The organism is [Bacillus] enclensis (genome assembly GCF_001456935.1).
In the GTDB taxonomy this organism is placed as follows: Bacteria; Bacillota; Bacilli; order Bacillales; family Bacillaceae_B; genus Rossellomorea; species Rossellomorea enclensis.
Window position 1 is genome coordinate 761983 of record NZ_KQ758482.1, and the last position, 24342, is coordinate 786324.

Genomic DNA, 24342 nt, shown 5'->3' on the forward strand with positions numbered 1-24342 from the left:
TATATATCGTTAATCAGTCAGTCTTGCAATTGTTTCCCCTTGTGAAAGAGTCTCAAACATCCGGTCCGCAATCAGTTTATATCCTTCATCATTTGGATGGAAGTAATCTTCATAGAGCAGTGTATCCCCGCTGTCGATAAACAAATCGTCAATTTTTATAAAGAGCGTTTTATCATAGCTGCTCAATACCTGTTCGCTTGCACTGTTCCAATTGGAAATGATTTGATTTACTTCATCTATTTCAGAGAACCAAGTATTAAATGGATTATATAGTCCGACAAGCACGACCCCTGCATCCGGGTTATAGCTTTTGATCGTCTTCATGATTTCAGAAAGCCTTTCCTGATACAAGCGTTTTTCTTCTTGAAAAACTTCCAGACTCAAATGAGAAAGATTTTCCCTGAAAATCTTCATGACATCGTTTCCTCCAATGGTGATCATGACGACATCAGATTCTTCGATCGACTTTTTCACTTTGTCTTCTTTCAACCGTTTCAGCAGCTGATCCGTGCGGTTTCCCCTTACCCCGTAATTATGGAACTGTGCATTATTTATACCTTCCATAGACTCAAGGTGATCCTCAAGATAAGGTACATACCCTCCACTTTTCGTGCTGTCGCCTACTCCCTGAGTGAGGGAATCCCCGATTGAGACGATTTTTAAATTTTTCGGTATGAAGTCTTCGTTTGGGGTCTCTTTATCCCATAACGAAACTTCCCTTGTTACATGTTCTGCTGCATCTTCCATGGAACATCCCGATAATAGAAGAACAAAAGCAAGCATGAAGAATGCTATCCTTTTCATCTGCTTCACCTCGCCTACACTTTAATATTATTATATCACGACAGTATATCAGTAAAACCTTTGTTAAGAATACATAAACGAATTGTAAACTGCTTTCTAAGATGAATGTTCATATAATTAGTATATGTTATTAAATGTATATTTGAATCACAAAGGTATTCGGGATTTTTCCCGTAACGTCAAAAACGGCGAAGGACCCTCCGCCGTTTTGCGATTTAATCTGTATAGTACATAAATCCAATAGCCCCGATTCCAGTATGGGTACTGATGACGGGAGTCGTTTCACCTATCTCAAATTCATCAAACCCGGTCTTTTCTTTGATCTTATTTTTTATATTCTGAGCCAGTTTCATTCCATCCGCATGGACCAGGCCGACACCGCGGATTGTTTTCCCCTTGACGTCATCAACGAATTGGGAAGTTAAGTATTTTACAACCTGAGAATGACTTCGGACCTTTGCCACCGGGGTATACTCCCCGCCTGCCAGTGATGCGATCGGTTTGATATTAAGCAAAGAGCCGATCATTGCCCTGCCCTTTCCGATCCTGCCGCCCTTTACAAGGTTTTCTAATGTATCGACGACAACAAACAAATCGGTTTTATTTCGGATTTCTTCGATCGAACGAAGGATTTCTTCAAGCGATTTTCCCGCTTTTGCAAGCTTGGCAGCTTCGATTACTTGAAAAGCAAGGCCCCTTGAAATGAATCGTGAATCTACTACCTTCACCTGTGAAGAAGACATTTCTGCAGCAGATTCTGCCGATCTTACAGTTCCACTCATATTGCCGGTCATATGAATCGAGAGTATGATCGATCCATCTTTTCCTAATTCGTCGTATTTTTCAAGGAAAGCTCCGGCAGGGGGCTGCGAGCTTTTAGGGAGTTCCTTTGAATTCCTCATCTTTTCCAAAAAGCTCGAAGGAGTCAATTCAACCCTATCTAAATATGTTTCCCCATCGATGGTGATGGATAGAGGAACAACATGAATGTCCAAATCATTTATTTCTTTCTCTGTTAAATCTCCTGTTGAATCTGTAACGATTTTTATTTTGTTCAACTTAGCCACATCCTTCTACCATATCCCTTGTATTATAACGTTTACGAGTCAGGAATTAAATAGATTTTATCAATTGATGAAGTTAACGTTCCAGAAAAGAAAAAGGCTGGATCCAGAGTGGAAACTCTCCTGGATGCAGCGCAGGTGGTCATGCATTATTTTTCAGTTCTGAATTGTGGTAAACTTGTTCATAATCGGACCATTTCATTGTTTTCTTCAGATATTCCCTGAAACTGAATGCCGACCTGTTCGTTTCGTCTTTGGAGATTTTCATTATGAAAGCATTTAATTTCAGATTTACTCTGAAGGAGAGCGGGCTGTCTTCCTTTAATACAGGGACTTCTAAGATTTTGACTTTCCTTCCATACTTTGATTTGAACTCAATGGTTTTTGTCAGCAAAGTATCAATCCTCTTTTATACCCGTTTGTATTCTTATTATACCTCAGGATGAAGCGCATATAATGTCTAATTTTGCAAAACTGAAAAAAATTGTGTTCAAGCAGGGGTGATACATTCTTTACTATCGTTTTTGGGCGAATTCACAATCATCGAAACCTCATAGCTCTTCATTTCTTCCCCGGGATACGACCTTAATAAGGGTGAAGCTTCTTCAAAGCGATATTTGTCTGTATCCAGCCATTTTTCAATATCATCATTATTCTTCAGTATGACCGGCATCCTGTCATGGACGGGGTTGACCACTTCATTTGCCTTTGTCGTAAGGATGGTTGATGTGACCCTTCCATCACTTGTCCTGTCCCATAGTCCGGCAAAAACAAATGGTTCCTCACTCTTAAGAAGGAAACGCACAGGGATTTTGCCACCTTCCCCTTTTTTCCATTCATAAAACCCATCCGAAAAAATGACCATTCTCCTTTTGTGCACCAATGAGCGAAAACTTGGTTTATCCAATAATGTTTCACTGCGCGCATTGATCAATGGTTTCCATTTATTCGTGTTTGCCCAGCCCGGAACAAGGCCCCACAACGTTTCACCTGCCTTTCTTACACCGTTCTTTGAAATAAGCGACAGTACTTTCTGTGACGGGGCCACATTGTATCTCGGTGAAGTTTCTTTGATGAATTTATCAATCAAAAACTGGTTTACTAATTCTTCAAGCGGCGTCGTAAGAGAAAACCTTCCACACATAGATTTGTCACCTCTGCAATATTTGTTGCTCCTTTTAGCGAATTCAACTTCTCTTTTCTTAAAAAGAGAGTAACCTAAACCGCCCGTAAAAACAATATCTCCCGCAAAATGGTTGCAGATTTTTGGAAAGAGGATTACGATAAATACACAACAATTACTGTTCGTCGGAAAGGATGTTTTCTTTTGACATATGACTTTGATTATTCAAATTGGAAAGAGGAACTTGCCAATGCCATCACCCATGGCATCGGATTTATATTGAGCATCCCGGCATTGGTCATGCTGATCATCATATCCATAGACAGAGGTACGCCATGGCACATAGTCAGCTTTTCCATATTCGGGGCATCGATGATCCTTCTTTATTTATTTTCCACTCTGCTTCACAGCTTTAAACCATCGAAGGCCAAGAACCTGTTCGCCGTTCTTGATCACTCTGCTATATATATCTTAATTGCAGGGACATATACACCGTTCATGCTTGTGAGTGTAAGGGGAGCTCTTGGCTGGACCCTTTTCGGGATTGTGTGGGGGCTTGCCGTGGCGGGAGTGGTATTCAAATGCTATTTCGTCGACCGGTATCAGGTGGTCTCCACCCTTTTCTATCTTGTTATGGGATGGCTTGTCATCATCGCCGTAAAGCCGCTTTATTTCAGTCTTTCCGGGGCTGGGTTCTCCCTACTGTTAGCCGGGGGCATCCTGTATTCGATCGGTGCCATCTTCTATGTATGGAATAAGCTTCCTTATAACCATGCAATCTGGCATTTATTTGTCCTTGCAGGAAGCGGCTGTATGTATTTCTGTATTTTGCTTTATGTTTAAATCAAAAAGTACCTGGAACAAAACTAAAATATTCTTACTTAAAGGCCAACAATTTTAGCATTAGCCTTAAATACCGCTATTGATTTCCGTGCAAGACTTCGCTTTCCGCGGGTAGCCCGTGAGCCTCCTCGGCAAGCCTGCGGGGTCTCACATAAGCTACTCTTCCCGCAGGAGTCTGCGTCTTGCACTCCAATCAACCGCTGGCAAGAGCGAAAATAATAAAAAGTACATTGAACATGACTAAAAAACCGCACGAATTTGCATCCTAAGCAAATACGTGCGGTTTTTAATTAAACTAAGACACTTTATCCCAGCCACTTTTCTTACTGGGTTCTTCTTTTATTTTCGATCATATATCATAAAGTAATAACCATATGGGTTTTTGTGATCTTTAGGGCCCTTTTCACTGGATATCAATTCCCATTCCTCTTTATCAAAAGGAGGAAAGAAAGTGTCCCCGCTGAATTCTTCTTCGATCCTGGTAACATATAGACGGTCTGCGTAAGGAAACATTTCATTAAAGATCTCGGCTCCGCCAATCACAAAGATTTCTTCATCCTGACTTTCATCAATTTCAGTTATCTTCTCCAACTCATGTATAATATTACATCCTTCGGCCACATAGTCTTTATCTCTTGTGACCACAATATTCTCTCTTCCAGGGAGAGGCCTGCCGATTGATTCAAAGGTTTTTCTCCCCATGATGATCGGTTTTCCCATTGTCGTTTTTTTAAAGAAAGCCAGATCAGCCGGCAGGTGCCAGGGAAGTTCATTGTTCTTTCCGATTGCTGATTTTGAGTCCATCGCTACGATAAATGAAATCATTATTTATCCCCTTTCAATTCCAATATTAAGATTGGAGCTGTATATGATTAAACAGCAACCGGTGCTTTTATGGATGGGTGAGGGTCGTATCCTTCCAATTCGATGTCTTCCATTTCAAAATCAAACACCGATTTGACATCGCTGTTCAGTGAAAGCTTTGGAAACGCCCTTGGTTCACGGTCAAGCTGAGTGGTGATTTGATCAATATGATTGGTATAGATATGCGCATCCCCAATCGTATGGACAAAGTCCCCGACCGAAAGGCCGCATTCATGTGCAATCAAGTGGGTCAACAGTGCATAGCTTGCAATATTGAAAGGGATTCCGAGGAAGATATCCCCGCTGCGCTGGTAAAGCTGACAGCTCAATTTACCATCCGCGACGTAAAATTGAAACAGGGTATGACAAGGCGGCAGTCCCATCATCGGGACGAACTCCGGCGACCAGCTGGATAAAATCAAACGTCTTGAGTCAGGATTGGTCTTAATCTGTTCGATCAAGTCTTTCAACTGATCAATTGCCCCGCCTGAAGTCGTTTCCCATGCCCTCCATTGCTTGCCGTAAACCGGTCCCAGGTCTCCAAATTTCTTTGCAAACTCATCATCATTAAGGATACGCTCTTTGAACTGTTCCATTTCCCTTTGGTATAGTTTATTGAATTCCTCATCTTCCTGGCTTCTTAATCCAAAATCCTTCATGTCCGGGCCTGAATACTCACTGCTCTCCACCCAGTTCTTAAAAGCCCACTCATTCCAGATATTGTTATTGTGCTGCAGCAAATAACGGATATTTGTATCCCCTTTTATGAACCACAGCAATTCACTTGCCACCAGTCGGAAAGGCACCCGTTTGGTAGTCAGAAGCGGAAATCCTTTGGATAAGTCAAACCTCATTTGATAGCCGAAGACTGATAGAGTGCCGGTCCCTGTCCGGTCCTCTTTTCTAAAGCCGTTGTCCAATACATGACGGCACATATCCAGATATGCATGTTCACCGTGTTTCATCATCATTGCCCCTTCGCTGAATAGTAATTTCGTTATGTATAGCAGAAGGATATTCCTTCTGCTTAATTGTGTACTCGATCATCATTGAGAGTCAACCCAATGACTTAAAATATTGATACGTAGATGGAGCTTTTCTTTTCAATAGATTCCTTGAATCTTTGCTTAAGTAATATAAAGCAAATGTTTCAGCAAAATACTCTTCCTGGTAATCAATGAAGTAAGATTGACCAGGAAACAAAAGAGGAGCCTCTTTTTTCCATATATGAGTAAACGCCATATCCGAGTAGGGATCGTTGATAACATATCGATCAATGCTGTGGGCAAGTTCATGTAATTCCAGGTTCACCGAATCATGTCCTTTTCCTTTTTCGCTATGTCCGATCTTCACGAGGACGAGCTTGGAACCGCCTATCCCGGGTACATCGTCCCAGGTCGTATCCTTATTTGAATACCCTCTCGGCGTCACTCCTTTTAAGTGACTGGTAGTAGAAAAATCCGTTAAATTCCTTTCGAACAAACGGACTTTTATCTCTTGATTATCGACCGCGCTGAGTAAATGGCTGGGAATATGATCAAGTCTGCGGATGATGCCCCTGGCTTCACTTTTATCAAAATCTGTTTCCGGGAGCAGGACAATATTCTCCAGCTGTTCTTCTGAATTTAAATTCATGGCAGTTTTTATGGATGAATGCTTTAATAGAATACCGCTGTAATTTGCCTGTGTCTGCTTCCAGACGATAAGGGAAGCGACGACCAGGAAGAGAATGATAGCTGCTCGTTTCATGTAAAAGAACCTCCATTGACGACAGTTCTACTTACTATTCTACCATACTATTAAATGATCTTTTACGAAAGAATCCTTCCAATTTACCAGGTATCTCTGTTTTTAGCCATTAAAGAAGGCTGGGACTAAACTAAAAAAATGACAATATCAGTATAGTTTCTTTATACCGCTAATGATTTCCGTGCAAGACTTCGCTTTCCGCGGGTAGCCCGTGAGCCTCCTCGTCACTGCGTTCCTGCGGGAGTCTTCGTCTTGCACTCCAATCAACCGCTGGAAAGAACTAACTAGCTAAAAGTATATTCTAACAAAAAGCCCGAACTAATCAGCCATTGAATAGGCAAACTAGTTCGGGTTTTACTTAGGCAAAAGTTCTTTTGTCTCAGCCTCTTTATGTACATTCGTTCTATGAAACGCTCATCCACTGAGGTGGAGTGTTTTTATCCCAATAAATGCTTCCTAAATCATGATGGGTCTGGAAATCATCATGAACCGTATGGTAGTGGAAATTGAAATAATAGCCGTCTTTGGGAGGATGATCTTTTCTTACGTGAAAACGGATGACATCTTCTCCCGATCTGTTATCGTAAATATGAAAGATTTTCTCTGTTTTTGCATAATGAGGAACTTCTGAGATGACGAGGAATGATAAATCTTCTTCATACTGTGAAGCGGTCTGCTCGATTGCGCGTTCCATCTTTGGAAGGATGACGCTCTTGAATTCATCTTCAATAGATGGCTTAATCTTAGCTCCGAATTTCAAGTATGAATTTTCCTCTGCCTTCTCCATCATCTGGTCCATAAAATCTTCTCTTGTCAGAACCGTTTCTTCTTGATGGACTTCTTCTTCCGAGCTTTCAACCGAGGATGGTTTTCCGCTGGTTTTGGCAAGTGCATGACCTTCCTCATTCAGGAATGCCTGTGAGGGTGAGACCAGTCCAAATGTAAGGATCGATATTAGAACAAAAAACGACTTTTTGAGCCAAGTTGACATAGATAACGTCCCTTCCTATGTATTGCTTCTATTATTATACTATTTTTTACGTTTAAAAAGTGAAAAAGGTTTCATTTTTTTGTAGGATATAAAAATATTTCTGTGGTAGTATATTAATGAGGATATTTCGTAAGGAGGAGCACTAGAATGGATACTGGAATTATGATTAATATTGGTTATTTATTGTTATTGGCGTATTTTGTGGTTCTTGGGTTCACTGACTGATGTAAAAAAGCAGACAGGCAATGTTGATGCCTGTCTTTTTGTTTGAAATGCTTGCCGACGCAGTTGATTTCCGTGCAAGACTTCGCTTTCCGCGGGTGACATGTGAGCCTCCTCGGCTTTGTGCGGGGTCTCACTTGTCTAGCTGCAGGGCTTAGAGGCTCATGTCATAACCCAAACCGTCCAAGAAAGCAAGGAACGCCTTCCCGGCCGGTTCATCTTATGCCACCCGCCTCTGAACGAAGCCCTTCCGCTTTTCTTATTAGCCACTTCTTCCGCAGGAGTCTTCGTCTTGCACTCCAAACAACTGCTGGAAGCACCTCATACTAAACCATCCCCTGCCCACAGCCTCTCAACCCAGCTCAATGACTCCAAAATGGAATTTGGCTGAGGGTCTTTTGATGACTTGGAATCCGTGTTGGTCGAATAGTGGTGACTGGTAGTGGTTTTTCATGACGATTCTCTTACGGGCAACACGCTTTGCCTCTTCTATCACTTCTGCCGTCAATGGCGTATAGGCGGCCCAGTTTCTGATCGGATTGATGCCTGTTGAATCTGTGAGTGCTTCCTCGAACATGGGATCAAAGTAGACCACATCCATCGATTTGTCCCCGCAGTCAATCAATTTCTCTTCGAAATTGCCATAGCAGACTTCTACCCTTTTCATCGCTTCGTTCAGATCTTCAAGGGGGGATACCCAGTTTTTCAATCCTTCAGAAATGATATAGGCGATATACTCATTTGCCTCTATCCCCTTCACCATTCCGTCAGTTCCGATTATATGACTTGCGATGATACTGTCTGAAGCAAGCCCAAGTGTACAATCGAGAAAACTCATCCCTTCCTCAAGGCGTGCCGCTTCCACAAGGGGATCCCTTTCACCCCTCATTAATCTCTTGATCCGGAATGATGCAGAGTTAGGATGAAAGAAGAAGGGTTCTCCACTCTTTTCCCTTTCATGAAGCTCCAGGCGCTCTTTACCTGCCACCAAGCAGTCCCTGCCCAGTCTGTCCATATGGTGGCTCAGTGATTTTTTTCCCCGGTCAATATACGGAATCTTCAAATCGGAAGCAATCTGAAGTGCTTTTCCGATGACTTTCTCGTTCGCTCTCCCGCATGTTGTTACAAACAATTCGGTTATCTCCTTTATGATTCATTTTCTATAAATGATAACACAGAAATGGGGAACCCTTTTTGAGTTCCCCAAGTATTCGTCAGCAATATTTGTCAAATGCAGAAGTCAAGTTTGAAATGATGTCTGCGATATCATGATCTTCAATTTCTTCTCTTGGAATGAAATGAACCACTTCTTTCCCTTTCAGCAATGCCATAGATGGGGATGAAGGTTCATATCCTTCGAAGTATTCTCTCATTTTCATTGTTGCTTCCTTATCCTGGCCGGCAAACACTGTTACAAGCTGATCGGGAGCTTTCTCATGATTCAGGACGGACTGTGTGGCAGCAGGTCTTGCAAGTCCCGCTGCACATCCGCAGACTGAATTCACGACTACCAGGGTCGTTCCTTCTGCACTCTCCATAAACTGCTCAACTGCTTCTTCATCGCCAAGCTCCTTGAATCCCGCCTGGACAAGTTCCTGTCTCATAGGTTTCACCAGTTGTCTCATGTATTCTTCATAAGCCATTGACATGTTTAAATTCCCCCCATTATGTTTTCATCCCAGACTTATATCAGTCCTGCATCCGTGCTTCGGTCATTTGTTTCCAAACAGAACCTTTGGCTTCTTCTCCGCCTTCAATGCGTTCAATCGCCATTTTCACTTGCAGCTTCACTTCGAATTCCGGGTCGTTTTCTGCTTCTTTTAAACCTGGAAGTGCTGATTCATCGCCTTCTTCATAAAGAAACATTGCAGCACGCCATCTCACCAATTTACTCTTATCTTGCAGTGCTCTCACCATCTGCGGCATAGCCTGTTTGAATCCGAGATCAGATAAACAATCACCTGCAGTACGGCGGACCGAAACAGATTTATCTTCGAGGCCCCTGTATAAATAAGGCAATACCCGCTCGTCCTCGATCATTCCTAAATACACCACAGCCAAACGCCGGATCGACACCTTCTCATCCTCAAGTGCCTTTTCAAGGACAGGCAGATCTTCAAGTGAAGGATCATCCATCGCTTCAAGCTTTTGATACCTGGTTTGCCAATCAGGCGCTCCCAGGTCATCCAGTGTGATTTTGTGTTTATTCCGTCGGACAGGCTGTACTTCAGATTTTGATTCGACTGCCTGTTCTGCGAGGCTTTCCAGTCTTGAAGCTGGATATGCAGCCGTCAATTCTTCTATAACATCGCTGCCGATATCGTCCAGTTCACCATATCTTACACCATGTTCCTTCCACTTCCGAAGCAAAACAACATTGTCCCCGTCCTGCTGGGCATCTGACAGTGCTTTCATAAACTGCTCAGGAAGAGAAAACCGTTTCTCCGTTTCTCCATCTGTTACCTTTACCTGCATGGGGATGCCTTTAAAAACCTGCACGGAGACATTCACTTCTCCAAAATGCTCTTCCATCCGGGATTCGGCCGATGCCTCATGAGTCTCTTCACCAAATGCTTTTCTCACCTTCGGAAGGAGCTCCTGCCAATCGAACTTCGCATTTCTCTCAACGGCAAGGAAATCTGCCACATGATAAACTCCCTTGATTCCGTCTATAAGAAGGATGTCTTTAATAATCGAAGGTGCACCTTCAGCCTGATCTTTTTTGTAATTATTACTTTTCCCAGCTTCGAGTTCCCTATCCAAAAGGATCTTCATCGTATTCGGGCTGGGCGTAGGTTCAATCGATACGATTTTCACGATTAACCACCTTTCTGCCATCTCTATTTTATTTCATCATAACATAGTTGATATTCTGTAAAAACCAAAGCGCTTAATCAGCAAATTCAGATAGATAGCTCCATCTTTCAATCAAGTGTTCCAGCTCGTCGTTCAATTGCTGGCTTTCATTCATCAATTCCTGTGCCCGCTCAAAATTGCTGCCTGCACGATCAAGCTCTTCCTGAACGCTTTCCAGTTTCTCCTCAAGGAAAGCAATCTTCCCTTCAATTTCATCCCATTCACGCTTTTCCATATAGGAAAGCCTTTTTTTATCCTTCTCCGGCTGCTGAGTTGTCAGCTTTGGTGCAGGCTCCAGTTTTTTCTCTTCTGCTGCCGACTTTCTCACTTCTGCTTCAGCTTCCTCTAAATACTCTGTATACTCCCCAAAGTAGGTGCCGATGTCTCCTCCCCCGTTAAAGACGAGCAATTGACTGGCCGTTTTGTCCAGGAAATACCGATCATGGGATACAGTCACTACGACACCTGAAAAGTCATTTATATAATCTTCAAGGACTGTCAGTGTTTCTGTATCCAGATCATTGGTAGGTTCATCAAGCAGGAGGACATTCGGCTTTTCCATCAGTAATTTCAGAAGGAACAGCCTCCGCTTCTCCCCGCCCGAAAGCTTGCGGATAAGGGTACCGTGAGTACTCATCGGGAAAAGGAATCGCTCAAGCATGGAGGTTACTGAGATCCTTTCCCCCTTATCCGTGGTGATGAATTCCCCGGCTTCCCGGATATATTCAATCATCCTCATGTTTTCATCCAATTCTTCATGCCCCTGGGTATAGTAAGCTATTTTAACGGTTTGCCCTGTAATCAGCTCTCCGGTATCCAGGTCGTCCGCCCCTGAGAGAATATTAAGAAAAGTGGACTTTCCGCTACCATTCTTACCAACGACCCCGATTCTGTCACCGGGCTTGATTAAGTAATTGAAGTCTTTCAAAATCACCTTGTCATCAAAGGTTTTCGCTGCCTGCTTCAATTCGAATACCTGCTTGCCGAGGCGGTTCCCGCCGATTGCAATTTCCACTTGAGAATTGTCAGGGCCTGACGGCATATTATCCTGCAGATTTTCGAAACGCTGGATTCTTGCTTTCTGCTTTGTTGTCCTTGCTTTAGCACCCCTTCTCATCCATTGCAGTTCACGGCGATACAGGTTTTGCTGCTTCTCGGAAATAAGGCGTTCGTTTTCCTGCCTTGACGCCTTCGCTTCTATGAAGGAAGCATAATTCCCGGTATAAGAATAAAGTTTGCCTCCGTCCAATTCGAACGTCCGGTTTGTGACACGATCAAGGAAATACCTGTCATGCGTCACAAGCAGTACGGAGCCTTTATATTTTGATAAGTAATCTTCCAGCCATTTAATGGACTGATAGTCAAGATGGTTTGTAGGTTCATCCAGTATGAGGAGGTCAGGGGTCTCGATAAGAACACCCGCAAGTGCAACTCTTTTCTTTTGCCCTCCCGACAGTTCACTCATTTTTTTGGAAAAATCATAAATGCCCAATTTGGTCAGGATGGCTTTTGCATTGGCATTTGCCTCCCATGCATGGAGGATATCCATCCTCTTCTGTGCTTCAAATAATCTCTCCTGCAATGTGCTGCTTTCAGGGTCCTGTTCCATTTCGAGGAGGGCGGTTTCATATTCCCGCATGGCTTTGATTATTTTTGCTTCTCCGCTAAAAACCTGGCCAATGACGCTCAAATCACTGTCTATCTCAGGTTCCTGCGGCAAATAAGCAATATGATAATCTCCGGGTGATGTAATTTCACCAGAATCATATTCTTCAATCCCGGCTATCAACTTGAGGAGACTTGATTTACCTGTGCCGTTGACACCTATCAGGCCGACTCTTTCCTTTTCAATTATAGAAAACGAGATACTGTCAAACAACGTTTTCTCTCCGTATGATTTTGACAGGTTCTCAGCTGTTAACATTCTCATTCTCGACCATTCCATTCTTTGTTGAATTGCTTCAGGAAGTGGAGCATGAAGTCATGACGATCTTCAGCAAGGACCTTCCCGGTTTCCGTGCACATCAAGTTTTTCAATTTCAATAATTTCTCGTGAAAATGATGGATGCCCGAACTTTTTCCCGTCCGGTATTCCTGAAGGGTCATCACTGACCTTTCTTCTATATCTGGGTCATATAATACCTGACCTTTCTTCCCGCCATATGCAAATGTCCTGGCAATGCCGATTGCTCCTATGGCGTCCAGCCTGTCTGCGTCCCTTACAATCATCGACTTTATGGAAGTCAGCGGTTTTTCATTTCCGCCTTTGTAGGAAATCGAGAAAATGATGTCGTATAGCTCTTCCTTCTCTTCTTCTTTTAAAGAGAGCATGGATACGTACCCATCAAGTTTTCTCTTCCCCTCTTCCTCTGTAGCATTAAGCTTATCATCAGGAACATCGTGAAGCAGGGCGGCCAATTCGATGATATATGTAGCTGTTATATTTTCCCTTTCTGCAATAAGCAGGGCATTTTTTCTCACACGTTCAAGATGATGCCAGTCATGACCTGAAGATTCATCTTTGTATTCATGCTTTAATGCTTGGATCAGTTTATCTATTTCGTCCCGGCCCACTTCATCATCCCCTTTCTTTCCTATTGTAACAAAAAACGGAGCGAAACGATTAAAGAGATGATATATAAGCTTTTACACTCATGCATCATCTCCATGTTTTCATTATCGGTTTTTTTCTTCTGACCAGCTGATACCTATTGTGTTGGCTCCTGCGTGGACATCGATGACCGCTCCCAGGGGATACGCCCCGAATTCAATTTGCGGGTGGCTGGCTTTAAGTTCTTTCATCCATTCAAGTGCCTCGTCGTGATTTAAGCCGTGCAGAATGGATACTTTCCTGATGTTCTTATGCTGAGTCGCGTCACCAAGCAGGCCGCTCATCCTATCCAGGCCTTTATTGATATTCCTGACTTTTTCTTTCACTTCCAGTTTCCCATCTGAAATCGCAAGGATGGGTTTGATCTTTAGCATACTTCCAAGGAAGAAGGATAAACCGCTCATCCTTCCACTCTTATGCAGTTGTTCAAGACTTCCCACCATGACATATACTTCCCGGGTCTTAACCTTTTCTTCAATTGATTCCTTGATATCTTCAATTGAAGCCCCTTCGTTATGAAGGGATTGTCCATATTCAAGGAGCTCTGTCAATGGGTATGTCAGCGTCTTTGAATCAATGCACGTAATGGAAGGAACAGTATCTTTCAACAATTCGGCTGCCTGATAAGCAGAAGACATCGTACCGCTGAAGTGAGAAGAAACGTGAATGGAAAAAATATGATCATATCTGCCGGAAAGCTTCTCATATAATTCCTTGAACGTCCCTATGGAAGGCTGTGATGTTTTCACCTCTGCCCCTTCTTCTTTTAATTTCTCAAAAAGGTCTTGTGGAGATAAATCGATCCCATCCTTATATTCTTTCTCACCGATAAGTATATTCATCGGCACAACATACACATCTTGTTCCTCACATTTGGATAGATCTTCAATATAAGCAGTACTATCGGTCACCCAAGCGATTTTCATCGATACAGCCCCCTTAGTTACAGATCTTTTTCTAAATGTCACTTCACTTAAGAATATCAAGCGTCTCAATCGAAAAAGAAACCATGTGGATAACATCATCCACCATTTCTTCTGTTATGACTCTATTAAAGCTGAGAACGCCCTGGACATTTGAAGGGTGGACGGAGGAGTGCATATCAATCCATTCCCACTCTTTATCCGGCCCCCATACAGCCTCCAGTTCATCCTTATGGTCATGCAATTCTTCTTTTCCGGAATAAATGAACCGGATAGCCGCTCCGGCCTTATTCTTTGACCGGATGCCATTTCTCTCAGCCAAAAAATGCCCCATATCCGCTTTAAGTTCGAGAATTATGGAACTTGATAAGTCAGGCCGGGAATACTGGATGATATAAGTTCGTTCATAATGAGCAAAATCGAATAGGTCCTTCCGGTCGAGGATGGAAATCTCTCCTGACAGATCAAAGTCGTACACTTCACCTTCAACAACCACCTTTAAGTTATCAAAAGCCGTGGGATCAAACATACCAATCGCCTCCTCCCCAGTACATTTTATCTAATCAAAAAAGCCCCGTGGCTTTTCCGTTCTCATCAACATCCATTTTCAAAGCAGCCGGTTGTTTTGGCAGCCCGGGCATTGTCATGACTTCACCCGTCAAAGCAACGATGAATCCTGCACCGATCTTTGGTTTCAACTCCCTGATCGTTATCGTGAAATCTTCCGGCCGCCCAAGCCTTCTTGGGTCGTCCGATAAGGAATATTGCGTCTTCGCCATGCATACAGGCAGGTTTCCCCAGCCGTTTTTTTCAAATTCTTCAAGCTGCTTTTTTGCTTTCACAGAGAAATCCACTTCTCCGGCTCCGTAAACTTTACCTGCTATACACTCAATCTTATTTTGAAGTGAATCGGTCAATGAATAGAGGGGAGTGAATTCCTTATCATTATGTTCAATAACAGATAATACTTTTTGAGCCAGGTCAAGTCCTCCACTGCCCCCTTCTGCCCATACATCAGTCAGGGATACCGGTACTCCCTCTTTTTCACACCATGTATTCAGTGCCTCAATCTCGCTTGCTGTATCTGAAATGAACCGATTGATCGCTACTACATAAGAAACATTGAACTCATCAAGGGTTTCCATATGTTTTTTCAAGTTGGAAAGCCCCTGGTTCAAGGCTTCCAGATTTTCAGAGTTCAACTCATCCTTACTCTGGCCGCCGTGCATTTTCAAGGCCCGGATTGTAGCCACAAGAACCACTGCATTGGGGGAGATGCCTGCTGCACGTGTCTTAATATTAAGGAATTTCTCGGCACCTAGGTCTGCACCGAACCCTGATTCTGTCACCACATAATCCGAAAGTTTCAAAGCAGTCCTGGTGGCAATGACACTGTTGCATCCATGGGCAATATTTGCAAATGGCCCGCCATGGATAAGTGCAGGAGTATGCTCGATGGTCTGCACCAAGTTAGGTTTCAAGGCATCCTTCAGTAATAATGTCAGTGCTCCCTCCACCTGCAAGTCTTTGACAGTGACTGGCATTTTGTTAACATTATAAGCTACAACCATCCTGCCCAATCTATTTTTCAGTTCATCGAGATCTTTGGAAAGACATAACACTGCCATGATTTCAGAAGCCACTGTGATATCGAATCCATCTTCTCTCGGTACACCCTGTACAGGGCCTCCGAGACCGATTACAATGTTCCTTAAAGCGCGGTCATTCATATCGAGGGCACGCTTCCACACGATTCTCCTAGGATCGATATTCAATTCATTTCCCTGATGTATATGATTATCGATTATTGCCGCAAGGGCATTATTAGCGGTTGTGATACTGTGGATGTCACCTGTAAAATGCAGGTTGATCTCATCCATCGGAAGTACCTGTGCATATCCTCCGCCTGTCGCGCCTCCTTTCATACCCATGACCGGTCCCAAAGAAGGCTCCCTCAAGGCGATCATCGCCTTTTTATCCAACTGATTAAGTGCATCCCCCAGTCCGACCGTAACAGTCGATTTTCCTTCACCGGCAGGGGTCGGGTTGATGGAAGTGACCAATATTAACTTCCCGTCCTTTAGTTTGTTCAGGTTATGTATTGCATCAAAAGAGACTTTACCTTTATACTTCCCATACATCTCCAGATCTTCGTCACCCAAACCTATTTTCCGTGCGACTTCAAGGATTGGCTGGAGAGCAGAATCCTGTGCGATTTCGATATCTGTTTTCAATTTCTTCGTTGTCAAAGTCATCGTATCCACCTTTTATCTATCATTAGTATTCTTTCCTCTTACGATAAGAAAGCCGGTATGTCCGTTACCTTAGTATGCACTAAAAAAATCACCCAATCATGATGATGAACGTTTAAACATAAACAGCGTCATGAAAGTTAGTGCCTGTCTTAATTCATTCGGAAGTGATGCCGTCAAGTTTGCATCGACCCCTTTTTTATATACCCATTCTTCATCGATTTTCTTCCAGCCTTTTTGTTCGGCCAGCCTTTCCAATTCCCAGGGCATCATCGTGTTGCATATCGCTTCTTCGCCGCGGAGGCGGGGGAAGGAATTTTCCCTTGGATGTGCGGTAGGGCCAAGGAGCCCGATGCATATATATCCTTCGTTGTCTGTGACTCTGTCAAGTTCATCTAGTGCAAGAACCGGAGATGCCGTCCATTCAATGGAATTGATGGCCATGACTGCATCAAATTCATTATCCTTGAATGGAAGTGATGTCAGGTCTCCCTGCACAAATTGCAGACCTTCACGTTCAAGCCTTCGTGCAATTTCCACCATGTTTTCAGAAAAATCCATTCCTGTCACCTTATATCCATTCTCATTAAGCAGATGGGAGCCATATCCGTCCCCGCATCCCAGGTCACCGGTTTTCTTTCCTCTATCTACTGATTTAAGGAAGAACGGTATCACACTTTTACGGCTCCCTGTCGTCCAGTTTTCCCTGCTTCGAGAGTGCCAATTACCGGCATTCTCATCCCACCGCGTTCTGGCATTTGAGTGCCATTCAGATTTGTTCATTCTAACACCTCTGTCTGATTATTCTCTTACTCTATTTCTTATTATAAACGGTAAAATCCTTCTTTTTTCCCTATTTATCTTTTCAATTCAGCGCATCTTCCTTATGAACTGGAACAGATTTGTCCATACTACTAGTGAAAACGATAGAGGAAGGGGGGCAGAAGATGGAGGAAATCACGAAGGTCCAGCGTAATTACCACGGGGATATCATAAGTTTTCAAACCTCGGGGGGAAGGATCATTTCTTATCAAAAAGCCGTACTGGAAGCTGCTGAAGGTATTCTAAAAGGTGTCGAAATTCATGAAAATGAATGGGGAGAGTACGAAATCTACTCTTCGGACACAGCAAACAAAGGATTTGACGAATATCCGACTATATTTTGATATAACATAAATATGTAAAAGGGCTGCTCCTGATTTTTATCGGGCAGCCCTTTTTTATAGTTTTGAATTTTACATTTCGTTATGAAAGTCTTCCGCTTGCCGGCACTTTCTTATTCACTTCGGCTTTGTACGTCTCGCAAGTCTTCAAGTCTTTTCTCTTCTTCTTCGAAAAACTGGACCAGGTCACCGATCCTGTCTATTGAATCCCAGCTGAGATGATGTTCGATTCCTTCTACGTCTTCGTAAATATGTTCTTCCTTAACACCAATTACCCTTAGGAATTGCTCAAGCAGTTCATGCCTGTAAACTAAGCGTTTTCCTATTTTATTACCTTTTGGAGTCAGTACGAGCCCACGATATTTTTCATAAATCAGGTAGTCATCTTTATCTAATTTCTGCACCATTTTCGTCACTGATGAAGGGTGTACGGTTAAGGCTTCTGCAATGTCCGATACTCTTGCATACCCTTTATTTTCGATTAACATATAAATTTGTTCCAAATAGTCTTCCATGCTTGGTGTAGGCATTCTGCACCCTCCAAATTCCCATAAATATCAATAAAAGTTTACTATAAGAAGAGCATGAATACAACCCGGATACTCCATTCAGCAAGCAGTGCTGGATCACCCTATGGGCAATTGGAATCAGGTAATGCAGGAGTATAGATCTATTCAATATGGTATCCCTAGTCCATCCAGTTAAGTTTTTTAAAAATTTCTGCAAAATGCATTTCCGAAATGTTGACTCTAAAATCCTCATATTGTATAGTAAAGACATCATTGAAGTGGAACGATTTTTAGTGCTTCAGCAGTGGAAATCAACATTTCATGATAAATATTTTCCATGAGCACCATAAGTGCTTGATTGATTTAGGAGGATTAGAAGAATATGCAAAATGGTAAAGTAAAATGGTTTAACAACGAAAAAGGTTTTGGCTTTATTGAAGTAGAAGGCGGAGACGATGTATTCGTACATTTCTCAGCAATCCAAGGCGAAGGTTTCAAATCTTTAGAAGAAGGTCAAGAAGTTTCTTTCGAAATTGTTGAAGGCAACCGCGGACCTCAAGCTGCTAACGTAGTCAAATTATAATCACACATATATGCTAAAAAAAGCGGACGATTTTTAAATCGTCCGCTTTTCCTTTTCTATCGGTGATTTTTTTCACTGTAACTTTTCCCCGTAATGCTTGATCTGTTCCCCTACTGTACATTCCTTGATACAAAATCGATGTGCACGTGCTTTTCCGGATTCTTTGCGAAAAAATGCTTTTAGCAGGCAGTCTCTGCAATAGGTGTCAATCAGTTCATCCACTTTATCAACTGCTTGTCTGCGGTCCATACCATCACTCCTAGACATTTACCATCTTAACGTTAGTTTTATTTATAGAATATATGTTAGTCAATGAAATTATTCTATCCTTTTATGACTGTGTACCTGCTTATCCAATAAAGCCTGATTGGCAAGTTTATCGGCCTCTTTGTTATCATTCCTGTCCAATACATCGATTGTAACCTTCAAGTTCAGCTTTTCAATCTGCCCTTCTATCCGGTCGAGCCATCTGTTTAATGCCTCGTCAAAGCATGGCCAGTCCCCTTCAAGCTGCTTCAGTACTACCTGCGAATCCCCCTTTATTGTACAGGGGGCATTTTTCACTCCTATCTCTTCAAGAAGCAGAAGGGCATTATGGAGTGCTGCATATTCGGCTTCATTATTATTTTCCAGTTCTTCAAGTTTCCCGTTCTTACGAATCCTGAAACGTTCATCACCTTTTTCATAATAAACGACCATTCCGATCCCCGACAGTGCTGCACTTTTATCAAATCCCCCATCAAAGTAGACGGTGATGTTTTGGGGTTCTTTGTCCAATTCTTGATTTAATTTGATAAACTCTTTTCTTGTCCACGAATTTTCCATTTCATCGATGATTTCCAGGTCGGTGACCCTCCCCGTCTTCATTAAATCATCAACATGGATCATTGTTTCCTTCCTGGGGAACCATGTGGATTCAAACCATATATCAGTGGCTGTTTTACTCGCATATTTGTACTTCAGCTTCATCTTCAACCTGATCACTCTCTTCTGTATTGGTCTGATATTGTTCATCGTTTCTTTTATTTGTATAATGTAGAGTATTGTTTGTAAAAAGGAGGATTTCCATGTTTAATATCTGGTTTGGTCTTTTATTTGTTATTATTACTTTTTCCCTGTTATTAATTATGTATAGAATGTTCGGGCGTACCGGGTTATTTGTCTGGATTGGCCTATCAACAATACTTGCCAATCTTCAAGTCGTTAAAACGATCGAGATATTCGGTCTCACTGCCACTTTGGGTAATGCCATGTACGGTTCAGCTTTCCTGGTGACTGACATTTTAAATGAACGCTATGGAAAAAAAGAAGCACAAAAAGCAGTTTGGCTCGGCTTCTTTACGTTGATCATTATGACTATTATTATGCAGATGGCCCTTATATTTCAACCCCACCCGGAAGATATTGCACAGGGAGCCCTGTCCACCATTTTCGGCCTGATACCGAGAATTGCAGCCGGCAGCCTTGCTGCATACCTGGTGAGCCAATTCACTGATGTATATATCTTCTCCTATTTGAAGAAAAAGTTCCCGGGAGACAGGCAATTTTGGATACGCAATAATGGAAGTACCATGATCAGTCAATTATTGGATACTCTTGTATTTACCAGTATTGCTTTCCTCGGTACGTTCCCGTTCGATATCTGGATGGAGATATTCATAACAACCTATTTATTGAAATGGCTGATTTCCATACTGGACACACCCTTTGGTTATATTGCCAAACGATTCCCGAAAGATATCAACTAATTTCTATTTGAAGGAGTGACCGCCTGATGTTTGAAGTGAATATCGATGGAGCAAGTGCTGGTAATCCAGGTCCAAGCGGCGCCGGCATCGTCATTAAACAGAATGGACAGGTTCAGCATTTTTCATTGCCTCTCGGGGATATGGATAATCACCTGGCGGAATTCACCGCCTGCAAGAAAGCACTGGAAATCTGCATTGAAAAAAATGCGGACACAGTCTGGGTCCGCAGTGATTCACAGGCATTGGTGCATGCCGTTGAAAAAGAATTTGTCAAAAGCCCATTATACAAATCGATTCTGCTGGATATTTTACGGCTGGCAGATCAGATTCCATTGTTTTTCATCAAATGGGTGCCGAGTAAAGAAAACAAAATGGCTGATGAACTTGCCAGGAAAGCCATTCACTTAAATGGATGATCATTCATCTAATCAAAAAGGAGGCCGCATGGCACTCCTTTTTGTTTTATTTTTCTTATTCAACCCTTGCCATTTTGCTCATGAAAGTCCTTGTTTAATTCTTAAGCGAGTCCCTGATGGACCATCCATTTAAGGGCTTCTTTCCTGGAAGTTATCTTTTGTGAATGCAGACGTTCCAATATAGACATATAAAAGCTTGAATCAAACTTTTTTTGTGCCTTCAGCGTGATTTCAATTGCACTGTTGACAAGCTCATCCGGTGCATCTGTATATTTTTTACCGAAATAAATAAAACCGATTGCATCTTCCTGGAATTTAAATCCCCTGTTTTCCAAATCAATGAGAAAATCTTCTGTTGTTTTTTTCACTTGTCCCCTCACCCTAATTACAGCGTTGTCTTCTTTCATCTTACAAAAAATCTTTTTCTCTGCCTATCTTTTTTTGACAGCAGAAAACCTAAAGATCCCATCACCAAACCCAGCAGGGCGCCTCCCACAACTTCCTGAGGCTGATGGCCGAGCATTTCTTTCAGGCGCTTGGGCTTCTTTTCTTCAAATTCCACTGATTCTTTTTCGTGCGCTTTTCTGACCAGTTCATCCAGACTGTTCACTTTCAGCGTCAATTCTCCGGTCTGCCGTCTAATGCCCTGGGCATCATACATGACAATCAGTCCAAAGATAAAGGAGAGTGCGAAATCAATCGTTTTCACTCCCTTTTTCAACGCAATGAAAGTGGTCAGTGAAGCGACCCCTGCACTGTGGGAGCTGGGCATACCGCCTGTTTGAAAAAACAATTCCGGTTTCCATTCTTTCCTTTTTATATAATGAAGGGGAATCTTGAAGCCCTGAGCGAGTAAGATGCTCAGTAAGGCTGTCAGTACACCTTTATTCATCGCTATACACCTCCCTTTCCCTTAGTCTGTCCAAAAATTCATGTTTGCATGGGATAATTCAAGGGACAGAACGCAAAATAATCATGTAATCATCACGATTCAGGAGGCGTAGAAATGAGCAAAAACAACAATAAGAATAAAGGAAATACTGCATCCAGTGTAAATCCTCAGGGCAATGCTTCCGATATGGAATTCGCCGGGGAACCAAAAAGCAAATTAGAAAATGCAGCAAAAAAAACTGAATAGAAAGTAACAAAGTAAATCAAAGAAAAAGTCAGGCTGCCTAAAACCTGACTTTTTGATTGTTTAGCTTGTTGCAATCAATGAATCTGCGCTCAATAAGAATCTTCTAAGCACCTTCAGCTCAAGTTCTTCAATATATGACATTGAAGTATGCGGCACGCGGCTCCACACGGCATTTTCTATTGTCAGCGGCAGCGGGACCTCACAATGTATTTCGGCAAGCTTCCTTGAGATATGGAGCATATCCAGATCACTTTCAATTTTCTTGCGCTGGGAAGGTGTCAGTTTATCGAGATTGCTTAAAATTCCTGAAATGTCATCATGCTCCTGAATGAGTTTAATGGCTGTTTTTTCTCCTATGCCTTTCACACCCGGATATCCGTCACTGGAGTCTCCCATCAGCGCTTTGACATCTATGAACTGCTCTGGTGTTATTCCGCGTTCTTCTACAAACAGCTCCTTCGTGTAGGTTTGATAATTTCCAAACCCTTTTTTCAAGAGCATGATTTCGATTCCATCATCAAGCAGTTGAAGCAGATCCTGATCACCGCTCAGTACAGTCACCATGCGTTCCTTATGGTGTGCCTTTGCAAGTGTCCCGATGCAGTCATCCGCTTCATAACCGGGAACCCCGACGTTAGCAAGGTTGAAGCCTTCCGCAACTTCCTTTGCCAGATCAAATTGTGGGATGAGCTCAACCGGAGGGGCATTTCGATTGGCTTTATAGTCTGTATATACTTCATTGCGGAATGTTTTACTTCCCATGTCCCAGCATACCAGGATGTGGCTAGGCTTAACATGGTCTGCTGCCATCAGCAGGTGCTTCATAAATCCCTGTACACCGTTGGTCGGAAGCCCTTTTGAATTCATCATAAACTGGCCTGTCACGGCTGTTGCAAAAAACGAACGGAATAAGAGCGCCATTCCATCAATCAATAATAAGTGTTCATCTCTTTTCATTACATACACTCCTGACTCTATCTATTTTGTCCGCAATCTCACGGTTTCTTAAATATACAATCCATTAAAAGTATAACATATTTCAGCCCTCACCCCACTGGGAATTAGAAAAGCGGAGGGGCTTTGCTCAGAGGCGGGTGGCATAAGACGAACCGGACAGGAAGGCGTTCTTTGCCTTTTTGGCCGATTTGGCTTATGACATGTGCCTCTAAGCCCCGCAGCTGGACAATCGAAAAGCGGAGGCGGCTCGATCAGGAGCGACAAGCATAAGATGAACTTACCGGAAAGGCGATCTTTGCCTTTTTGGTAAGTTTAGCTTATGACCTCGAGCTCCTAGCCGCCGGAGCTGGACATTCGAAAAGCGGAGGGGCTTTGCTCAGAGGCGGGTGGCATAAGACGAACCGGTCAGGAAGGCGTTCATTGCCTTTTTGGCCGATTTGGCTTATGACCTCCAGTCTCTAGCCACCACAGCTGGAGAAAAAAAACAAGCCTGCATTCACAGGCTCGTCCGATTTGTTTCCACTTTATGATGGTCGTAGGAGACCCAATCACTGTAGCTCCCGGCATACAGCTTGACATCGCTGAATCCCGCTTCCAATAACGCGAGGACGTTTGGCGTGGCAGTCACTCCCGACCCGCAATAAACAACGATTGGCGTATTTCTGTCAAGTTTTGCAAAGCGCCGGTCATTGGCTTCCTCCAGGAAGTAACCTTTCTTCACTCCCTCTGTCCAGGGTATATTGACTGCTCCCGGAATATGCCCCGGTATCCGGTCAATCGGTTCTTCTTTACCTAAGTAACGCTCCTCACTGCGGGAATCTAGTAAGATTCCTGGAATTTCCCGATTAGATATCCCTTTCACTTCCTCTAGGGAAGCAAGCATTTCTTCGTTGAATGAAGGAGTATAACTTTTCGTTTCATAGTCAGGAACAGATGTCTCTGATTCACATCCCTCTTCCTTCCATGCTTTATATCCACCATTCAATACGAAGATTTCTTCATGGCCAAGATAGCGGAACATCCACCAGCACCTGCTGGCAAAAGCCCCTTCTTCCTGATCATAGGCTACGATGACCGTATCGTTATCGATGCCGGCATTTTCTATTTTTCTCAGGAAGTTTTTCATATTTGGCAGTGGATGCCGCCCTCCATGCTCTTTCACATGACCGGATAAGTCTTTTTCAAGATCAAAATAAACCGCACCCGGAATATGCCCTTTCAAATAAGTGGTTTTACCAGCTGACGAGTCCCCTAATGAAAAGCTGCAATCAATCACTCTCACTTTTCGATCGGGCAAGTGTTCCTTCAGCCAATCCACGCTCCGGACATTCATCATCATGATATCCCCCTCTTTTTCATCAGATCCTTTACAGCTTCCTTCGGTTCCCAGCAGGAAAATCGATAGTCCGTCCTGGTCTCATAACCAAGACGGGAGCAAAAATAGGAAGTCTTCCTTGCGTTCAACTGTTTGCTGGCAGTAATATGGATACAGGTGGCACAACAATGAAATGGATTAACTTTCAAGC

31 protein-coding genes are annotated in these 24342 nt (G+C 42.9%); 6 read left to right on the forward strand and 25 right to left on the reverse strand.

The features are described 5' to 3' along the window. Positions 1–9: 9 nt before the first annotated feature. The 4 genes from AS034_RS03780 to AS034_RS03795 all read right to left on the reverse strand — a co-directional run bounded on the left by AS034_RS03780 (position 10) and on the right by AS034_RS03795 (position 3012). The gene (locus AS034_RS03780; protein ID WP_032088003.1) at positions 10–804 is read right to left on the reverse strand and encodes an SGNH/GDSL hydrolase family protein; all 795 of its coding nucleotides are present in this window, start codon (positions 802–804) and stop codon (positions 10–12) included. A gap of 215 nt (positions 805–1019) precedes the next feature. Then, on the reverse strand, positions 1020–1862 hold the full coding sequence (locus AS034_RS03785) for a DegV family protein (RefSeq protein WP_032088002.1): 843 nt from the start codon (positions 1860–1862) through the stop codon (positions 1020–1022). Positions 1863–2010: 148 nt separating this feature from the next. Beyond that, positions 2011–2262 (reverse strand): DUF2535 family protein, encoded by a 252-nt coding sequence (locus AS034_RS03790; protein ID WP_058297590.1) that lies wholly within the window; start codon positions 2260–2262, stop codon positions 2011–2013. Positions 2263–2358: 96 nt separating this feature from the next. Then, a complete protein-coding gene (locus AS034_RS03795) occupies positions 2359–3012 on the reverse strand; it encodes an SOS response-associated peptidase (RefSeq protein ID WP_058297591.1) in 654 nt (217 codons plus the stop codon). 183 nt (positions 3013–3195) lie between these two features. Between AS034_RS03795 and trhA the strand changes: the two genes are divergently transcribed. Continuing rightward, on the forward strand, positions 3196–3834 hold the full coding sequence (gene trhA, locus AS034_RS03800) for a PAQR family membrane homeostasis protein TrhA (RefSeq protein ID WP_032087999.1): 639 nt from the start codon (positions 3196–3198) through the stop codon (positions 3832–3834). A gap of 339 nt (positions 3835–4173) precedes the next feature. On the opposite strand, the gene AS034_RS03805 is transcribed toward trhA, so the two are convergent. From AS034_RS03805 to AS034_RS03865, 13 genes are all read right to left on the reverse strand, one after another. After that, a complete protein-coding gene (locus tag AS034_RS03805) occupies positions 4174–4659 on the reverse strand; it encodes a dihydrofolate reductase (RefSeq protein WP_058297592.1) in 486 nt (161 codons plus the stop codon). Between the two features lie 47 nt (positions 4660–4706). Further along, positions 4707–5663 carry a thymidylate synthase gene (locus AS034_RS03810; RefSeq protein WP_058297593.1) on the reverse strand — a complete coding sequence of 319 codons (957 nt, stop codon included), beginning with the start codon at positions 5661–5663 and terminating at the stop codon, positions 4707–4709. 91 nt (positions 5664–5754) lie between these two features. Then, positions 5755–6447 (reverse strand): anthrax toxin lethal factor-related metalloendopeptidase, encoded by a 693-nt coding sequence (locus tag AS034_RS03815; RefSeq protein ID WP_058297594.1) that lies wholly within the window; start codon positions 6445–6447, stop codon positions 5755–5757. Positions 6448–6850: 403 nt separating this feature from the next. Next, a complete protein-coding gene (locus AS034_RS03820) occupies positions 6851–7438 on the reverse strand; it encodes a YpjP family protein (protein WP_032087995.1) in 588 nt (195 codons plus the stop codon). A gap of 574 nt (positions 7439–8012) precedes the next feature. Further along, the gene (locus AS034_RS03825; protein WP_032087994.1) at positions 8013–8792 is read right to left on the reverse strand and encodes a class I SAM-dependent methyltransferase; all 780 of its coding nucleotides are present in this window, start codon (positions 8790–8792) and stop codon (positions 8013–8015) included. An 82-nt stretch (positions 8793–8874) separates the two neighbouring features. Continuing rightward, a complete protein-coding gene (locus AS034_RS03830; protein WP_032087993.1) occupies positions 8875–9309 on the reverse strand; it encodes a BrxA/BrxB family bacilliredoxin in 435 nt (144 codons plus the stop codon). 40 nt (positions 9310–9349) lie between these two features. Continuing rightward, positions 9350–10477, reverse strand: coding sequence for a conserved virulence factor C family protein (locus AS034_RS03835; RefSeq protein WP_058297595.1), 1128 nt, complete (start codon positions 10475–10477; stop codon positions 9350–9352). A 73-nt stretch (positions 10478–10550) separates the two neighbouring features. Continuing rightward, on the reverse strand, positions 10551–12446 hold the full coding sequence (locus tag AS034_RS03840; RefSeq protein WP_032087991.1) for an ABC-F family ATP-binding cassette domain-containing protein: 1896 nt from the start codon (positions 12444–12446) through the stop codon (positions 10551–10553). Next, positions 12443–13090: an HD domain-containing protein gene (locus AS034_RS03845; protein ID WP_058297596.1), complete on the reverse strand. Its 648-nt coding sequence runs from the start codon at positions 13088–13090 to the stop codon at positions 12443–12445. The genes AS034_RS03840 and AS034_RS03845 overlap by 4 nt, the downstream gene beginning before the upstream one ends. A gap of 102 nt (positions 13091–13192) precedes the next feature. Next, entirely contained in the window at positions 13193–14053 is an 861-nt protein-coding gene (locus tag AS034_RS03850; RefSeq protein WP_032087989.1) for a DegV family protein, read from the reverse strand. A gap of 43 nt (positions 14054–14096) precedes the next feature. Next, on the reverse strand, positions 14097–14579 hold the full coding sequence (locus AS034_RS03855) for a hypothetical protein (RefSeq protein WP_052011542.1): 483 nt from the start codon (positions 14577–14579) through the stop codon (positions 14097–14099). A gap of 34 nt (positions 14580–14613) precedes the next feature. After that, positions 14614–16305 (reverse strand): formate--tetrahydrofolate ligase, encoded by a 1692-nt coding sequence (locus tag AS034_RS03860; RefSeq protein WP_058297597.1) that lies wholly within the window; start codon positions 16303–16305, stop codon positions 14614–14616. A gap of 96 nt (positions 16306–16401) precedes the next feature. Next, positions 16402–17085: a class I SAM-dependent methyltransferase gene (locus tag AS034_RS03865; protein ID WP_058297598.1), complete on the reverse strand. Its 684-nt coding sequence runs from the start codon at positions 17083–17085 to the stop codon at positions 16402–16404. 164 nt (positions 17086–17249) lie between these two features. Here AS034_RS03865 and AS034_RS03870 point away from each other — a divergent pair, with 164 nt between their 5' ends. Then, entirely contained in the window at positions 17250–17468 is a 219-nt protein-coding gene (locus AS034_RS03870) for a DUF3892 domain-containing protein (RefSeq protein WP_032087986.1), read from the forward strand. A 110-nt stretch (positions 17469–17578) separates the two neighbouring features. Here the strand turns inward: AS034_RS03870 and mntR are convergent, their stop codons facing one another. Then, on the reverse strand, positions 17579–17995 hold the full coding sequence (gene mntR, locus AS034_RS03875; RefSeq protein ID WP_032087985.1) for a transcriptional regulator MntR: 417 nt from the start codon (positions 17993–17995) through the stop codon (positions 17579–17581). Positions 17996–18356: 361 nt separating this feature from the next. Here mntR and cspD point away from each other — a divergent pair, with 361 nt between their 5' ends. After that, positions 18357–18557 carry a cold-shock protein CspD gene (cspD, locus tag AS034_RS03880; RefSeq protein ID WP_007084796.1) on the forward strand — a complete coding sequence of 67 codons (201 nt, stop codon included), beginning with the start codon at positions 18357–18359 and terminating at the stop codon, positions 18555–18557. 72 nt (positions 18558–18629) lie between these two features. Here cspD and AS034_RS22220 read toward each other — a convergent pair whose 3' ends face one another. Next, the gene (locus AS034_RS22220) at positions 18630–18806 is read right to left on the reverse strand and encodes a zinc-finger domain-containing protein (protein WP_064563964.1); all 177 of its coding nucleotides are present in this window, start codon (positions 18804–18806) and stop codon (positions 18630–18632) included. A gap of 69 nt (positions 18807–18875) precedes the next feature. Next, on the reverse strand, positions 18876–19526 hold the full coding sequence (locus AS034_RS03885) for a reverse transcriptase-like protein (RefSeq protein WP_231938014.1): 651 nt from the start codon (positions 19524–19526) through the stop codon (positions 18876–18878). A gap of 98 nt (positions 19527–19624) precedes the next feature. On the opposite strand from AS034_RS03885, the gene AS034_RS03890 reads away from it, so the two are divergent. Beyond that, positions 19625–20305: a queuosine precursor transporter gene (locus AS034_RS03890; protein ID WP_032087983.1), complete on the forward strand. Its 681-nt coding sequence runs from the start codon at positions 19625–19627 to the stop codon at positions 20303–20305. Positions 20306–20331: 26 nt separating this feature from the next. Then, on the forward strand, positions 20332–20721 hold the full coding sequence (locus tag AS034_RS03895) for a reverse transcriptase-like protein (protein WP_058297599.1): 390 nt from the start codon (positions 20332–20334) through the stop codon (positions 20719–20721). Positions 20722–20822: 101 nt separating this feature from the next. Here AS034_RS03895 and AS034_RS03900 read toward each other — a convergent pair whose 3' ends face one another. Both AS034_RS03900 and AS034_RS03905 read right to left on the reverse strand, forming a co-directional pair. Next, the gene (locus AS034_RS03900; RefSeq protein ID WP_032088382.1) at positions 20823–21089 is read right to left on the reverse strand and encodes a DUF6123 family protein; all 267 of its coding nucleotides are present in this window, start codon (positions 21087–21089) and stop codon (positions 20823–20825) included. Between the two features lie 35 nt (positions 21090–21124). After that, complete coding sequence (locus AS034_RS03905) at positions 21125–21613, reverse strand: divergent PAP2 family protein (RefSeq protein ID WP_032087981.1); 489 nt, start codon at positions 21611–21613, stop codon at positions 21125–21127. A gap of 114 nt (positions 21614–21727) precedes the next feature. On the opposite strand from AS034_RS03905, the gene AS034_RS03910 reads away from it, so the two are divergent. Further along, entirely contained in the window at positions 21728–21859 is a 132-nt protein-coding gene (locus tag AS034_RS03910) for a hypothetical protein (protein ID WP_058297600.1), read from the forward strand. A 60-nt stretch (positions 21860–21919) separates the two neighbouring features. On the opposite strand, the gene AS034_RS03915 is transcribed toward AS034_RS03910, so the two are convergent. The 3 genes from AS034_RS03915 to AS034_RS03925 form a co-directional block, all read right to left on the reverse strand. Further along, positions 21920–22816: a 5'-3' exonuclease gene (locus AS034_RS03915; RefSeq protein WP_058297601.1), complete on the reverse strand. Its 897-nt coding sequence runs from the start codon at positions 22814–22816 to the stop codon at positions 21920–21922. Positions 22817–23312: 496 nt separating this feature from the next. Continuing rightward, a complete protein-coding gene (locus tag AS034_RS03920) occupies positions 23313–24155 on the reverse strand; it encodes a sulfurtransferase (protein WP_336433361.1) in 843 nt (280 codons plus the stop codon). Continuing rightward, positions 24152–24340, reverse strand: a complete 189-nt coding sequence (locus AS034_RS03925; RefSeq protein ID WP_032087977.1) for a hypothetical protein — start codon at positions 24338–24340, stop codon at positions 24152–24154. The genes AS034_RS03920 and AS034_RS03925 overlap by 4 nt, the downstream gene beginning before the upstream one ends. Positions 24341–24342: the final 2 nt, after the last annotated feature.